Genomic DNA, 14,653 nt, shown 5'->3' on the forward strand with positions numbered 1-14,653 from the left:
CACCGTAAGGACGCAATTAACCGGGAAGAATTTAGCCACGAACGGGGCTTATCCAGGCCGGCGACAGTGTGACAAACCTGATACCGACAAATTTTCTACATTCGGCACTTCATGATTTTGCTCTCTCGTTCGTCTTATTGAATAAGAGCACCATCATTTTCCTGATCAGGCTCTGATAAGGAGTTTTTGCATGTACAACCCGCAAGTGCCCACGGATGGACATTCACCGACAGCCGAGGCCAACTATGGCAACGGTTCACAAGGCTTTGGCAAGGCGCCCGAACAGCAGGGCAACCAGCGCATTCGCCATTTGCTCAAGTGTTTCGGTCTGCGCACCAGCCTGATTCGGCTGAAGGTCATCGACGCCCTCCTCAACGCCGCCGACAATCAGCGCACCCTGGGGGTGCGGGGCGTGCACAGCCACTTGCTGGAGCTGGGCATCCCGTTGTCGTTTCTCAGTGTGCGTGAGGTGCTCAAGCGTCTGTGCAGCGAGGGCGTGATCACCCTCAATGCCGATAAAAGCTACAGCCTCCATGAAGAGGCTGCCAAAGTGCTCGAAGGTCGCGCCTGAGTCACGCCGCGCTGATCAGAAGTGCGGCTTGACCTTGCGACGCATGATGCCGTTGATCACCACTACCACCACGGCAATCGCAATGGCCAGGTACTGGAAGGTCTTTTCGCTGATCACGCCAATGTTCTGCAGGTAGGACAGGCCGAACATCGAGGCCAGCACGGCCAGGGCGATCAGAATCGAGTATTTCAAGCGTTGCTTTTGGGTCATGACGAAGTTCCTGAACCTTAAAGAATGTATCCGCTGTGTTTCGCCGCACATACCCGAAAATCGGGACGAACCGGGTCGGCTGCGTCTCATGTTACAGGCGATCAAAAATTTTGGCTTGTTCGGCGCTCACACGGGCCGTCGGTTTTAATCATTGAGAGGGCAATCTTCTCGCGTCTTGCTGACTTGATTTCTCACACACCACAGGTAGCCATGCGGGAACCGTAATGCCCAGAGCGCACACGAATCAGTGCGCTCAGGCTACAGGTATGTAGCCTTTTGGAGCGTTGACGTTTCCATGCCTGAAAGGTGAGTGACTGTGAACATTCAACATGCTGCCCCACTTCGTAATTTGCGACTTTCGCCGCTATCTACCGACCTTCCTCAAACACCGCCAGATGTTGACGCTCAGGTGGGCGATACCACCGCCACCGCTGAGCCAGCGCTGCCGGATGGACGCCAGACACTGAGAAAAAAATTAAGCGACCGCCAGGAGCTGCATAACCTTGCCAAGGCCCTCGATACGGCGCTGGAGAAACTGCCCGAAGACGCAACGCCAGAGGCCATGGCCGCGTATTTCCTGTCCACCCATCTCACGCTTGCGTCCGCCGATGCGTCCCCACGCACCGCCAGCCTCGAATCGCTCATCAAAGCAGCAAGCCCTTACTATCCCAAGACCCGAGTAGAGCTGCAGGAGCTTGCCCAGAACCTCTGCGAGCACGTCCAGAAGCACCCATTGGGCAACTTGAGTGGTGCTCTGGCCTGGACGCTGCCATTGAGCATTGAACATCAGCGCACGGCCTACAATGTCATCGCGTCGAATAGCGCGAATCTGCCAGGCTTGCCACTGCCCAAGCCTGGCGTCGGCGCCCTGGACTACCTTGCCAACGCCGTCACCCTGTCTCCACAACTGATGCAAGACCCTGCTGCCGCGCTGGAGAAACTGCTCGACTCACCGCGAGCCGCAGCGCTAGGCGCCGCGGTTCAAGCCAGTGTGGGCGGGATTGCCACAAGCAGCAGCGCCAATGACTATGTGCTGGCGACCATCCATTTGAGCCTCGACCCTGAAGCGCTGGATCAAACATCCAATCGAAACATAGTGGCCGGCTTTGATTTGGGCGTCGAAATCCACAGGGACTCATCGCCCGCCTCCGTGGTTGAGGCCCTTGCCAATCACCTGAGCAGCACTGGCCGTACCTCCCCTGCTACCGCCGCGCTGGCAGCCCGGTTGCTGCTGATGCGGGTCGCCCCCCAGTTTTTGATCAAAGACATTCCAGCGTCAGTACGTTGCCACAGCCAGGCGTGGGCAAACTTATGTATCGCGGTGGCCGGTATCGAAGCCCACACGCCCGGCAGGACGATGAACATGAGCTTCGCCGAAGTGATGTGCGCAGCCCCGTCGCAATACCCAGCCAGTGAAGCGGCAAAGAAAAATGCACTGATTGACTGGTGTGTGGCCAACGACGTGATTTACCGCTTCGACGACGCACACTACACCGCGGAGGATTTCGAGTACGCCCGCACAGCTTTCAATGCTCAACATGAAGCGTTGAAAGAGGCGTCCGCTTTGCTCGACAAGCCCTTGCCGAATCGAGAAAGAATGGCACAAGAACGAATCCAGCAGCACTTGGGTGATGACTTTCCTCTGGATGACAAACTCTTTTGTCTGAATTATCACAAGATGGGGCTCAAGGGCCAACGCTTCGGCCCTCTCTACTCGCTGCGCGAGCTCACCATGCAAGGGCTGAAAATCAACACCAACGACTGGGTGATCCGCAATAACACCAAGGGCGTCAACCTGGGTGCCGTCGCTCTTTTCACCCACAGCCCACACTTCAACGTCCCCCAGGAATTTGATAAACAATTCGCCGAAGTAACGACCCATTGTAAAAAAATCCACCATTACACGTGGATGAATGCCATTACCCAGTTGCCTGTCGCAGATCGAGACATTTTAAACAACGCAAAGCTTAGTTTTTATCAAGAGAACACCTACCGCAGCTCGCCTATTCCGTTTTGGCCAAACAAACTGTTCCACACCAGCCCAAGAATTTTGATGCAAGCAGAGCTCAAGGGCGAGAAACACGTTTACGAATTCGACCCGGTCACCGCGACTATCCAAAAAGCTTCTTCGGGACGCATCGCAGCGGATGAATACATAGCCAATGAAGTCACCAAGATCGAAGCGCTCCCACTCAGCAAGAACCTGAGTAATCTGGGTATCGAAAAGACCCGAGAAGCACCCCCTGTCAATACATTCAAAAACCCACGCATCCACGACATCGCCCAGATGATAGTCAACGCGCAGGGCATCGACAGTGACGCCGTCAGGCGGCAAGCAGAAGGTAGGACGTCTACGGAGAGGAACCGTGACACCCTCAATACCATCGGCGAATTTATCCTCGATCTGATTCCGCTGAGAACGGCCATCGTCAATTGGCGTAACGGCAACTATAAAGATGCGGCTGTCGATCTGGCATTTGACGTCTTCGGTTTTCTCACTGCCGGCGTGGGCACCGTGTCAAAACTGCTCAAGGGCGCGCATAAAACCGGCAACGCCATCAGCAAACTGGCGCGCGCCACCCGAATAATCGGCGCCGACGTCTTGAGCGCTTTCAATCCGCTGGGTGGTTTAGGCGATGCGGCGGTGGGCGCCGGCAAGCTGGCTCTGGCAGGTGCTGGCGCAGCCGGTGACGGCATACAGCGTCTGCGAGGCATGGCCAGGGGCAGCGACCTGATCGAGGCAGGCGCGGCCTTCGATGATGTCGCTATCGGCCTGTTCAAGCGTGGTGACAAAAACCTGGAAGCCTCTGCCGTTCTACATGAGGGCAAATGGTACGCCGTGGATGCGAGCACCCGGGAGCCTTACGGCCCGCCTCTCGAGGGGTTCGTTCCGACGCATACTTACATGCCTGTGGCATACGCCCCGAGTCATCCGCAAGCGCATCGATTCGACCCGATAGGTCGACCTACACGTCCCAGGATCAGCAGCAAAGTCACAAGAAAGGAGCTGCCCAAAGGCAGCTATGTAGAAAGCATGAAAGGGAAACTGGAGCCAGGGCACTTCCTGCGCGGTGACGGCAAAGATGAAACCCTGAAAAAATTCATCGAGGAAATGTACGAGACCTATGACGCCATCAAAGAGGGCGCCCTGCCACCACGCATAGTGGCGCCGAAAATCTCCAAGACCGCGCCCGCAGCCGAAGTGATCACAGAGGCACTGAAAGTTTCCAATGGCATCGTGTTCGGAGAGTCCCATAAAGAGATGGCCAGCTTTAAGTTGCTCTTCGACAACGTTGAGAAATTCAAACAGGAGGGGGTGAAGAAGATCTATTTCGAAGGCGTCATCGACTTACCGCCCAAGGGTATTGTGGATGATGGCATCGGCAACCTTGCCAATCCTAACCTCCCTCGTACCCAACCGACCTTTGACGAGCTCAAAGCCAAGTTCGAGTTGCACGGCATCGAAGTACTGCCGCTGGATCACTACTATTTGACCCGGCATAAAGACGCAAAACTAGGCCGTACGGAGACAGGGTTCGGCTCCAGGCAACGCCTCGAAGAGTTCAATTACTACGCGTCCGAAGTGATCCAGGCCAACTCTGGAACGGAAAAATGGCTTGCCTTGGTCGGCCATTCACACATGAACACCACAGAGGGTGTTCCAGGCCTGGCCGAGATGACAGGCAGTATCAGTATTGGGGTCTTCGACAAACCCTCGCCCAACCTGCAAAACCCGCTCTCAGCCGATAACTTGCCAGGGGACCTGGTTATTCAGGTTTAACCCTGCCCTGCGCTTCGAGCGACAGTGTGTCGCTCGAATGTGCGTGTTTATCCCCGCTGCACCCAGCGCTGGTGCAGCCCACGTGCCAGCGCATCCAGCGCGAACCCCAACAGCCCGATCACCACCACCATCGCCATCAACTCCGAATACGCCAGGCGATCACGGGTATCGAGGATGTAATAGCCCAGCCCTGCACTGACCCCGAGCATCTCGCACGGCACCAGCACGATCCATAGGATACCGATGGCCAGGCGTACGCCGGTCAGCACATGCCCGACCACACCAGGAATGATGACTCGACGCAACGTCTCCCAGCGCGTGGCACTCAGGCTCTTGCTCAACTGCAACCAACGCGGGTCGAGTTGACGCACGCCGGCAGCAGTGTTGAGCATGATCGGCCACACCGCGGCGAAGGCCAGAAGGAAATAGATAGGCTGGTCCCCTACCCCCATCAGCATCACCACGATAGGCATCCAGGACAGGGGCGAGATCATCCGCAGAAACTGGAAGGCCGGCGTAGTCGCCGCCTCCAGATTGCGCGAACTGCCCACCAGCAGACCCAGTGGCACCCCGATCAACAGCGCAAGAAACAGCCCGACAAAGATACGCTTGAGGCTCACGGCGATGTGCAGGTACAGCTCACTGCGGCCAAGCAATTCCCACAGGCTGCTTGCGGTGGCCGCCAGCGAAAAGCGCGCCGACAGGCCATCGGCCTCGCCGAACACTTTCACACCCAGCCACCACAGCAACATCAAACCTGCCAAGCCGCTCAACCCCAGCGACCAGCCCAGGATTCTACCGTTGTTCAAACGCCAATCTCCTCATGCCGCTCATAGCCGTCCGGCAAGCCGAAGGTTTTCATGCCGCCCACCGCTTCGATCGCTTGACGCACGAAACGGTCGTCCACCAGGTCCTTCGCGACGAATGCCGGATCGAGATCGGCAAGAAACTTCTTGTCGCCTTCGATCAGCGTGTCTTTGAGGCGGCGCACCAGTTCTTCGGTGTAACTGGGGAAGGGATAAGGCTGAAAGTCGATGCGGTGCTCGTCCCAATTGGCGTGCTGGATCGCGCCGTCTTTCACATAGCCGGCACGGTCGCTGGCAGCCGGAGCCAGGACCTTGCTCAACACCGGCTCGGCGTGTGGCGTGTAACGGTTCGGGCCATCCTTGGACAAGAGTTTCACCGCCTCTTCGCGGTTGTCGCGGGTCCACACCTGGGCCTTGACGATGGCGTTCACCACCTTCTGCGACCACTCCGGGCGGTTGGTCAGGTCGTGCTCGTGCATGAACACCACGCAGCACGCGTGGTTGCGCCATACATCACCGGTAAAGCGCTGCACGCGGCCGACCTTGAGGTTCTCGGCCAGCGCGTTGAACGGCTCGGCGACGATATAGCCGTCGATGCGCTTGCTGGCCAGTGCGGGCGGCATGTCCGACGGCGGTAATACGATCAGGTTGACTTCATTGGCGGCAATCGAACTGCCGGTCGCACGCGTCACCGGCGTGAGGCCGTTGTCGCGGAACAGTTGCTGCACCACCACGTTATGGATCGAGTACCAGAACGGAATCGCCACCGACTTGCCGCCCAGTTGCTTCACATCGGTTATGCCTGGCGATACGGTCAGGCCCGAGCCACCCACATGGTTCCAGGCCACGACTTTGGCCGGCACCTTGCTGCCGTAGCGCGCCCACACGGTCATCGGTGACAGCAGATGAATCACGTTGACCTGCCCTGAGATGAACGCCTCGATCACCTGAGCCCAACTGCGCAACAGCACCGGACGTTCGGCCTTGATGCCTTCGGCTTCGAACAGGCCGTTGTTGTGGGCAACCAGCAACGGCGTAGCGTCGGTGATCGGCAGATAACCGATACGCACCGGCGCGTCGGGCTCATTGGCGGCGCGCGCCTGCAGGCTGCTCAACAGCGGCAAGGCGCCGGCGGCACTGAGCACCGCCGAGAGTTTGAGAAAGTCACGGCGCGAGTGGGTCAGGTCATCCAGACACATGGCTAAGCTCCTGTTGTTCAAGGGGGTTGGGTTGAGGGCGGCTCGCCTGCCGTAAGGTTTTCAGAATATCGATACGCAGCGCGCCGATGGCCTCGACCTGTTCGTCCCGAGGTTGCGGCAAGTCGATATGCCATTCACCCAACGTCCGCGCCGGGCGGTTACCCAGTAGCAGGATGCGGTCGGACAGCAGTAGCGCTTCGTCAATGTCATGGGTGATCAATACCGCCGCCGAACCTTGCTCACGGTTGACCTTGAGCAGCAGGTGCTGCATGTCGGCGCGGGTCACTTCGTCCAGCGCGCCGAAGGGCTCATCCAGCAGCAGCACTTGAGGCTGGCGGGCCAGGCAGCGGGCCAGCGCGGTGCGCTGGGCCATGCCGCCGGACAGTTGCGCCGGGAACTGCTGGCGCGCATGTTCCAGGCCTACCGCCGCGATGGCGTGGTCGACACGACGGCGGCGCTCTTCAACACTCAGGTGCGGCTGGCGGGCGAAGTCCAGGCCGAAGGCGACGTTTTTTTCCAGGTTCAACCAGGGCAACAGGCTGGGGTCTTGAAAGGCCACCGCCACCCGTGGGTGCGGACCGCTCAAGGGTTCGCCCAACACATGCACACGACCGGCCTGGGGTAGCTGCAAGCCGGCAAGCACACGCAGCAGGCTGGATTTGCCCACGCCGCTGGGCCCCAGGATCGACACCACTTCGCCCGCCTGCAACTGTAAGTCAAACCCTTGCAGTACCGGGCCGCTGGCATACCCCAGGCAAATCCCCTGGGCCGTCATGACCGCCTGGCTCATAGGTTGGCCTGGCGCTGCAACTCAGTGCGCAGTTGCACCAGGCTGGGCGTCACAATCGGCACAAATGCCGACTCGCGCCAGCGCCGCGCAAAGCCACTACCGTGGGCGGTGAGGTAGGCTTTGCCGCCACTGGCCTGCAGTTCAAGCTGCACGGCGCTGGCGGCGGTTTCTGCCAGGGCAATGCGCAGCTTGAACAAGGGGATCGACTCGGCAGCAAAACGCCCAGCCAGCAACCCGCTCTTGAGCTCGCTGACCAGATGGTCCAGCGTCGCCCGCAAGGCTTCCAGCTCTTCGCGCAACACCGTACGGCTGGCCCCCAGATGATTGGCCACCTCGGCCAGGGAGCGGCGGGCCAGGCCAATCGACATGCCGCACTGCAAACCAAGGAACGCCGGGCGCACTGCCGGCAGGAACTTGCGCGCGTCCTCGTGCAGCAACCAGTCACGGCTCAGCTCCACGCCTTCCAGGCCAAGGGCAGCGGTGTTGCTCGATTGCAACCCAAGCAGCTCCAGATCGCGGGAGCGCTGCAAGCCCGCCACTGAATCCGGGATCGCCAGGATAAACGGCGTACCACCGCCCGCATGTTCGATAGCAGCTGCGGCGACAAAACCATTCTTGCGCAGGTTGGTCACCCAATGCAGACGACCGTTGAGCGTCCAGCCATGCTCGTTGGGCTCGGCGCTGATCTGCAACGACTCGATACCCGATATGAACTTCATCGCATTCGACAGCCCGGTGGCTCCGGCCAACTTGCCGCTGAGCAGGTCCGGCATCAGGTGTTCGCGCAGGCGCTGATTGGGGCTCTGCAACAAGTACTCGATAAACGAGCGCTGGCCCCAGCACACAAATGCCGCCGCCAGGGAATGGCTGGCCACATTGGCGATGGCCTCGACGGCACCCGCCACATCACCGCCCAGCCCGCCCAGTTGGGTGGGCACACCGATTTTCAGAATATTGGCTTCTGCCAGGCGTGGCAGCACTTCCTGTGGATCGCAACTGCCCACGTCCAGGGCCTGCGCTTGAACATCGAGCCAACGGCTCAAGATTGGGTCAAGCATTCATGTCTCTCCTTTTACAGCAGGTGGACCAACGCCGATTCAGCTTGCCGGTTTTTCCCAGCGGTACTGCGCCAGTTCCGGGTTCAGCGGGGTACGGGCAAACACGTTAGCGAAATTGCACAGGGTTGCCAGGCTTACGCCCAGGATGACCTCCAGCGCGTGGCCCTTGGTATAGCCGGCCGCGAGAAACGCCTCAAAGCCGGCATCGCTGACATCACCCCGAGTGGCGATCACTTCGCGGGTAAAGGCGGCGAGTGTCTCATAGCGAGTATCAGGCAGCTCACCCAGCCGGCGCAGGGCCTCGATCACGTTCTCGGGCAGCTTGGCCTTGTTGCGCGCAACGGCGGTGTGGCCGGCGACACAGAAATCGCACCCGTGGGTAGTAGCAGCAATCAACTGCACCACTTCGCGGTCGGCCAGGCTCAGTTCGGCCTTGGCATTCAAGCCGGAGACAGTGATATAGGTTTCCAGCGCCGCCGGTGCATTGGCCAACACCGCCAGCAGATTAGGAATGAAACCCGAGGCCTTCTGCGCATTTTCCAGGAAAGGTTTCGCCGCTTCCGGGGCGGTGTCAGGGGTGAGCAACGGTACACGGGACATGGAGTGGTCTCCTGTTGGGTTCGAGTGCGCCAGTCTGTTGGTTCTAAAAAAATCGCTCAATAGGCTAAAGTAGCGATTACTTGCTCTTGAGTCTTTCCATTAGATGAATTCGTCCAGCACTCTTGTCGATTGGTTATTAGATAGCCTTGAACTCAATACCAATTTGTTTCACGTCGGCCGCTACTGCGGTGACTGGCACGCCAGCACGCACAGCCTGGCCCAGGCAAGCTTCCATTTGATCGTGCAGGGCGATTGCTGGCTGCATATCGACGGTGATCCAACGTCCCGGCACCTGAACAATGGTGACGCCGTGTTTCTACTGCGTGACCTGGCCTATCGGTTGTCCGGGGAAAGTACCGCGGCAAGCGCCCAAGAGTGCCCTCGCCGGCCGATGCTGCCCCTCGACAGCAGTGCCATGGATGGCGTGGGCCTGGTTTGCGGCTTCTTCCATTTCCAATCCGGCTTGTCGGCGATGATTGTCGACAGCCTGCCCGCCTGGATCATCCTGCGTGCCGGTGATCCATCGTTGACCGCTGCGCGCAATCTGTTCGAATTGATCCTGCAGGAGTGCGAGCGCCTACCCGCGCCCTCCTCGGCCTTGCTCGAACGTCTTTGCCACTTGTTGTTTTTATATGTACTGCGCCAGCAAGTCATCGACAACACCGAGCTGGGCGGCCTGGCAGCGCTGGGCCGGCAACCGGCATTTGCCGGCCTGCTGGAGCAGCTGATTGCGCGCCCGGCCGAGCCCTGGAGCCTGGAAAGCATGGCGGCGTGCACGGGGTTATCCCGTTCGGCGTTTTTCAAGCGTTTCAGGGAGTTATGCGGGCAGTCGCCGGGGCAGGTATTGCTGGTGATACGTATGCGCCATGCCTGTGGGCTGCTCAAGGCGGACCAGACCGTGGCCGAGGTCTCGCTGGCAGCCGGGTATCAGTCGGTGGCCGCATTTACCCGGGCCTTTCATAAAGTCACCGGGCAGCAACCTGGCGCCTATCGCAGGGCACAAGCCTAACCTTGTAAACCCGTGCCGGGCCGAGCACGCAAGTGCACCAACCAATCCGTGACGGCCGAGCAACTGGCACTGGCCTGGGTATTGGCCCAAGGTGACTACATCATCCCAATCCCCGGGACCAAGCGGCGTACCTACTTGCAAGAGAATGTCGCGGCGGTATCGATCACCCTCAGCAAGGACGAACTGGCTGGGCTGGATGCAATCTTCCCGGCCGATGCAACCGCCGGTTTGCGCTACCCCAAGGAAGTGATGGCCCTGTTGGATATCTAATTTTCAGCGTGCTGATCAACGGCCTGAATACTCCCGTGCGAAGCGCGAGAGCCAGACTATTCTGACAGCTCCCAGTGTAAAAACCCGCCACACAGGAGGTGTGCCATGCACGCGACTGAGCAGCCGATCCGCTTGGAGCAGATCAGTCAGGAACGCTTTATCCAGGCCCCAATCCATACTGTTTACGATTATGTAACCCAGCCCGACCGCTGGCACGAATGGCACCCCTCCTCCCTCAGCGCCGACACCGGCACCCGCGGCTCGTTGTCGGTCGGCTCGCGCTTTACTGAAGACATCGATCTGCTGGGCATTCGCGTATCCATGAGCTACCGCGTGCAAATTGCCCGCTGCCCCGATGAGTTCAGGACCGTGTTCACCTCACTGGCGGTGGACGGTTGTATCCATTATTTTTTGCAAGCCCATCAGGGTGGCACTCGGTTCAAGCGCGTATTGACGTATGAAACCGAACTGCAACTCGCTACCTTGCACAAACGCATGATCAAACTCTCCGCCATTGCCCTGGACCAGCTCAAGCAGCGGTTGGAAAGCCCAGGCTTCGTATAATTTAGAAACATTACCAGCGCGTCTCAGTGTAAAAAGCAGGGAGAATGCGCGGTTTATTGCTGCGCTTTCAGTGAGACCCCTGATGAAAAACCCATTGCGACTGGCCTTGCTCTGCACCCTGCTTGCCACCCCCCTGGCCCAGGCCGCCGAGCTGATTCCCATCGATGTACACCGCGATGCCAATTGCGGTTGCTGCAAAAAATGGATCAGCCATCTGGAAAACAACGGTTTCAAGGTCAACGACCACGTTGAAGCAGACATGAGCGCGGTCAAGCAACGCCTGGGCGTCGCCCCGCGCCTCGGTTCGTGCCATACCGCTGTGATCGACGGCAAGTTCGTCGAAGGCCATGTACCCGCCGAGCAGGTGTTGGCCTTGCGCCAGCGTCATGACCTGCTGGGTCTTGCCGCACCGGGCATGCCTTTGGGCTCGCCGGGTATGGAAGTGGAAGGGCGTAGCGAGGCGTATCAAGTCATCGGTCTGACCCGTGAAGGCAAGGATGTGGTGGTGGCCGACTACCCGGCCCACTGACCGGTGCTGATGGGTTACCTGGGGCTGTTCGTCGCGGCGTTTGGCGCCGCAACGTTATTGCCCCTGCAATCTGAAGCCGTGCTGGTCGGCCTGCTGATCAGCGGGCATTACAACCTGTGGCTGCTGCTGGGTATCGCCACGTTGGGCAACGTGCTGGGGTCGGTGGTCAATTGGCTGCTGGGGCGTTCGGTAGAGCGCTTCAAGGAACGGCGCTGGTTTCCGGTGAGTGCCAAACAGCTGGATAGAGCCCGCGGGCATTACCTGCGTTGGGGGCATTGGACGCTGTTGCTCAGTTGGGTACCTATCATCGGCGACCCGCTGACCTTGGTGGCCGGGGTGATGCGAGAGCCGTTGTGGCGTTTTTTGCTGCTGGTAACCCTGGCCAAGGGCGTGCGTTATAGCGCGCTGACACTCATTATTCAGTAGCTGACCGCTCGTCGCCACTGTCATTTCTCACAGCTAGACGGTGACCACTCTCTCATATTTGCTGACCCTGTTTGGCACGTTTCTCAAATCAGCCTGAAGGGTCACCACCATGTCCGATAAACGCACAGACAGTCCACCCATCCTGCACCCACCACGCATCGCAGACCTGGAGCCGCCGCCCTACAACGACAACACTGTACGTCCCCTTCCCGAACTTCTGGCTGATGTAGGGGTTGGCATACGCAGCCTCGAAAACCGTTTGCTGATTACCTTCGAGAGCTGGACCACGAAAAACGTCGGCGATTCTTACGAATGGTATATGGGAGATCGGCGTTTTCCGGTCGCCTGGGGGGAAATTGTTGCTGGCGAGGAAACGCAAAGACGCTACCAACTCTCGGTACTACGCGAGCATGTACCGCTAGGTATTGTGTACCCCTGCTATGGCCTGGTCAGGCGTCACGGGTCTGGCACTGAAAGTACATCGGAGGAAGAAACCTGGTTCCTGAAAGATACCCGGCCAGGGGGCGTGGATCAGGACCCAGGACTCCCCTACCATTCGGCGCTGGTCCTTCACCTGCCAGAGGACTTGAGTGGCTCAGATGCCGTACTCGACCCCGAGCGCGCACGTGATGGTGTGCTCATTACCATTGATCACTACCCAGATGCATTTGTAGGGGACACCATCGAGTTGTATTGGAACGGTCGTTTGGTAGAGCTGCAGTTGGACGCGGATCAGGCCGAGGGACTGACGCCTATCGAGGTGTTCGTCCCGTGGGAGGTCATCGAATTGGGCGGTAGCGGTCTGTTGACTATCCGGTTCCGGATCTACGACTTGGTGCTGAACTTCTCAGGGGAAGTGCAGCAGTGGTCTCAGGTCGTAAACCTGAACAGTAACCTGGATCCAGACGCACTCATGCGCCCCCACTTTTTGGTGGATGGAACAGACAATAATAACGTCGATTTCGACCAGTACGCAGAGAGTCACTTCGAACTCGAAGTGGTTGCGCCCACACGGCTCCCGAATGGCTCCCCAACGCCAGCAGGCACTCAGATCGTAGCTACCATCGTGGGTACACGCGAAGATAAAACGAAAGTCACCATCCCATTGCCAGCGTTTGCTGCCCGGCCCGGGCGTTCGGCATATACCACCGTCGAGAACAGCATCCTCGAAGACCTGATCAACGGCTCGATGCAAATCTCCTATACGCTGCAATTCCCGCTAGGCACTGAGATTGGCTATTCCCAAAGTCTGTCTGTCACAGTTTTTGGTACTGTTTCCAACATGCCTGCAGTTGAAATCGAGGAAAACGAAGGCGGCTTGATCGATCCGACCGTCCCCTACCTCAAAGTCAACTTCCCGGCCTTCGTGCCATACAGTCCGAACTATCCCGTCACCTTGCGCTTTGAGGCGCACCGACCCGGCGGCGGCCTAGTGTTTTATGAACAAACCCAGCAGGCCGGCGACCCACCACCACCCACACGCTTTCGGATTGTGACGCCGGCAAATTTCGCACAGTTCGTCGGGCTCGGGCCGATCGACGTCTTTTATCGCGTCAATGACGGTGTGAACACGATACAGGAAGCCGATGTGCTGACGGTGCGCGAATCCGAGCACCTGATAGTAGAAATAGGCGAACGTCGCGCCGACCTGCCTGCGCCGCACATTGAGGGCGTAGATGAAAATGGCAACCTCGATCCGGCCGATGTGATCTTCCAGGTCAATGTCACTCTCCCCTATACCTTCCAACGAGGTGACACCGTCGTGTGGCGCTGGGTAGGCTCTGGGGTGGGTGGCAGCACAGGCGACACGATTAACGTCGTGGTAGGAGGAGAGATTTCGTTTCCGGTAGATCGAAATTATGTCGACGTGAATAACAACGGCTCCATTCGCTTGAGCTATTCCCTCATACGCGGCAACACAACACTGCGCTCTGAGACGCTTGACGTGACGGTCGGTAAAGCAATAGGTGAGCTGTTGAGGCCGGAAGTGCTTGAAGCCTCACGAGACCCAGACCTACTAAGGCCGGAGTCCGCAACGACCGGAGCGACGATTGAAGTATCGTTTCTGAACATGTCACCCAGCGACCGGATCCTGGCAGTGTTCAGCGGCGTACCGGGCATTGGCACTTATGAAGAAACCAAGAATGGCAACACCTCAAGAACAGTGCACTTTGACGTACCGAGCGAAGTAGTAGGCGCCAACATTCTTTCCGAAGGCCGCCAGATTCCCGTGCAGTACTTTGTGCTGCGCGGCACGCGGAGAATACCGTCGCCCATACTGGATCTGCTGTTACTGCCCCTGACCACGCTACCGATCCCCACCATCGAAGGGCATGATAACCCGGTATTGGTAATTTCCCAGCTTACTGGCCGGGAGCGCACCCTGATCAATATCTGGCCGTTCATTCACCGGTTTCAGCGGATGTGGATGCGATATGAAGGTATCTACGACGATGGCGCGGATTACATTGAGGATACCTACAGCGAGAACCTGGTAACGCCTGAGGGCGAGAGTCAGGGCATCATGCCACCGACGCCGCCGGATCTGCGCAGACTCAAGGATGGAATGCCGCTGTTCATCGATTTCTGGGCCAGTTTCGATCGTAGCACCAACAAAGCCAATGCAGTGCACTTCCGTCGGCGCACGTACACCATTCAGGCATTATCAGGAGATCTTCCCCACCCGTTTATCAATGGCACCACCGATACAGGGCCGAATGTGACAGTGGACCCGCTGCCCATTCAACACAATACGACGGCAACGGTTCGCTATGACGGTATGAGTAGCCAAGATTTCATCACACTTTACTGGTTTTTTGCCGACGGCACCTCTTATTCAA

Annotated in this window: 13 protein-coding genes and 1 pseudogene; 8 read left to right on the forward strand and 6 right to left on the reverse strand. The window is 58.5% G+C overall.

Going from position 1 to position 14,653, the window contains the following annotated elements:
• Positions 1-190: 190 nt before the first annotated feature.
• Positions 191-571: a fe2+ zn2+ uptake regulation protein gene (locus E4O97_RS27435; protein ID WP_032875618.1), complete on the forward strand. Its 381-nt coding sequence runs from the start codon at positions 191-193 to the stop codon at positions 569-571.
• 15 nt (positions 572-586) lie between these two features.
• Here E4O97_RS27435 and E4O97_RS27440 read toward each other — a convergent pair whose 3' ends face one another.
• On the reverse strand, positions 587-781 hold the full coding sequence (locus E4O97_RS27440; RefSeq protein ID WP_005788056.1) for a hypothetical protein: 195 nt from the start codon (positions 779-781) through the stop codon (positions 587-589).
• Positions 782-1,097: 316 nt separating this feature from the next.
• On the opposite strand from E4O97_RS27440, the gene E4O97_RS27445 reads away from it, so the two are divergent.
• Complete coding sequence (locus E4O97_RS27445) at positions 1,098-4,562, forward strand: membrane-targeted effector domain-containing toxin (protein WP_248162815.1); 3,465 nt, start codon at positions 1,098-1,100, stop codon at positions 4,560-4,562.
• 47 nt (positions 4,563-4,609) lie between these two features.
• On the opposite strand, the gene E4O97_RS27450 is transcribed toward E4O97_RS27445, so the two are convergent.
• The 5 genes from E4O97_RS27450 to E4O97_RS27470 are packed head-to-tail and all read right to left on the reverse strand — an operon-like array spanning position 4,610 to position 9,015.
• Positions 4,610-5,314 carry an ABC transporter permease gene (locus E4O97_RS27450; RefSeq protein ID WP_248132272.1) on the reverse strand — a complete coding sequence of 235 codons (705 nt, stop codon included), beginning with the start codon at positions 5,312-5,314 and terminating at the stop codon, positions 4,610-4,612.
• A 53-nt stretch (positions 5,315-5,367) separates the two neighbouring features.
• Complete coding sequence (locus E4O97_RS27455) at positions 5,368-6,567, reverse strand: ABC transporter substrate-binding protein (protein ID WP_078821286.1); 1,200 nt, start codon at positions 6,565-6,567, stop codon at positions 5,368-5,370.
• Positions 6,554-7,357: an ABC transporter ATP-binding protein gene (locus tag E4O97_RS27460; protein WP_005788050.1), complete on the reverse strand. Its 804-nt coding sequence runs from the start codon at positions 7,355-7,357 to the stop codon at positions 6,554-6,556. The genes E4O97_RS27455 and E4O97_RS27460 overlap by 14 nt, the downstream gene beginning before the upstream one ends.
• Positions 7,354-8,415 carry an acyl-CoA dehydrogenase family protein gene (locus E4O97_RS27465; RefSeq protein WP_248132193.1) on the reverse strand — a complete coding sequence of 354 codons (1,062 nt, stop codon included), beginning with the start codon at positions 8,413-8,415 and terminating at the stop codon, positions 7,354-7,356. Before E4O97_RS27465 ends, E4O97_RS27460 begins: the two co-directional genes overlap by 4 nt.
• A 39-nt stretch (positions 8,416-8,454) precedes the next feature.
• Complete coding sequence (locus tag E4O97_RS27470; protein ID WP_032875627.1) at positions 8,455-9,015, reverse strand: carboxymuconolactone decarboxylase family protein; 561 nt, start codon at positions 9,013-9,015, stop codon at positions 8,455-8,457.
• A gap of 103 nt (positions 9,016-9,118) precedes the next feature.
• Here E4O97_RS27470 and E4O97_RS27475 point away from each other — a divergent pair, with 103 nt between their 5' ends.
• The 6 genes and pseudogenes from E4O97_RS27475 to E4O97_RS27500 all read left to right on the forward strand — a co-directional run.
• The gene (locus tag E4O97_RS27475; protein ID WP_248132191.1) at positions 9,119-10,024 is read left to right on the forward strand and encodes an AraC family transcriptional regulator; all 906 of its coding nucleotides are present in this window, start codon (positions 9,119-9,121) and stop codon (positions 10,022-10,024) included.
• A gap of 39 nt (positions 10,025-10,063) precedes the next feature.
• A pseudogene (locus E4O97_RS27480) lies at positions 10,064-10,294 on the forward strand (aldo/keto reductase); the annotation flags it as partial.
• 105 nt (positions 10,295-10,399) lie between these two features.
• Positions 10,400-10,858: an SRPBCC family protein gene (locus E4O97_RS27485; protein WP_248135957.1), complete on the forward strand. Its 459-nt coding sequence runs from the start codon at positions 10,400-10,402 to the stop codon at positions 10,856-10,858.
• A gap of 82 nt (positions 10,859-10,940) precedes the next feature.
• A complete protein-coding gene (locus E4O97_RS27490; protein WP_032875638.1) occupies positions 10,941-11,387 on the forward strand; it encodes a DUF411 domain-containing protein in 447 nt (148 codons plus the stop codon).
• A 3-nt stretch (positions 11,388-11,390) separates the two neighbouring features.
• Positions 11,391-11,813, forward strand: a complete 423-nt coding sequence (locus E4O97_RS27495) for a YqaA family protein (RefSeq protein WP_216091312.1) — start codon at positions 11,391-11,393, stop codon at positions 11,811-11,813.
• Positions 11,814-11,922: 109 nt separating this feature from the next.
• Positions 11,923-14,653, forward strand: a 2,731-nt coding sequence (locus E4O97_RS27500; protein WP_248162823.1) for a hypothetical protein, incomplete at its 3' end; no start/stop codon positions are given.

This window comes from Pseudomonas sp. W15Feb34 (assembly GCF_023127765.1).
GTDB lineage: Bacteria > Pseudomonadota > Gammaproteobacteria > Pseudomonadales > Pseudomonadaceae > Aquipseudomonas > Aquipseudomonas synxantha_A.

Bases quoted from the DNA above. Each gene is read 5' to 3' on its own strand.
- E4O97_RS27435 (WP_032875618.1), top strand. From the start codon at position 191: ATGTACAACCCGCAAGTGCCCACGGATGGACATTCACCGACAGCCGAG.
- E4O97_RS27440 (WP_005788056.1), bottom strand. From the start codon at position 781: ATGACCCAAAAGCAACGCTTGAAATACTCGATTCTGATCGCCCTGGCC.
- E4O97_RS27450 (WP_248132272.1), bottom strand. From the start codon at position 5,314: ATGTTGCTGTGGTGGCTGGGTGTGAAAGTGTTCGGCGAGGCCGATGGC.
- E4O97_RS27455 (WP_078821286.1), bottom strand. From the start codon at position 6,567: ATGTGTCTGGATGACCTGACCCACTCGCGCCGTGACTTTCTCAAACTC.
- E4O97_RS27460 (WP_005788050.1), bottom strand. From the start codon at position 7,357: ATGAGCCAGGCGGTCATGACGGCCCAGGGGATTTGCCTGGGGTATGCC.
- E4O97_RS27465 (WP_248132193.1), bottom strand. From the start codon at position 8,415: ATGCTTGACCCAATCTTGAGCCGTTGGCTCGATGTTCAAGCGCAGGCC.
- E4O97_RS27470 (WP_032875627.1), bottom strand. From the start codon at position 9,015: ATGTCCCGTGTACCGTTGCTCACCCCTGACACCGCCCCGGAAGCGGCG.
- E4O97_RS27475 (WP_248132191.1), top strand. From the start codon at position 9,119: ATGAATTCGTCCAGCACTCTTGTCGATTGGTTATTAGATAGCCTTGAA.
- E4O97_RS27485 (WP_248135957.1), top strand. From the start codon at position 10,400: ATGCACGCGACTGAGCAGCCGATCCGCTTGGAGCAGATCAGTCAGGAA.
- E4O97_RS27490 (WP_032875638.1), top strand. From the start codon at position 10,941: ATGAAAAACCCATTGCGACTGGCCTTGCTCTGCACCCTGCTTGCCACC.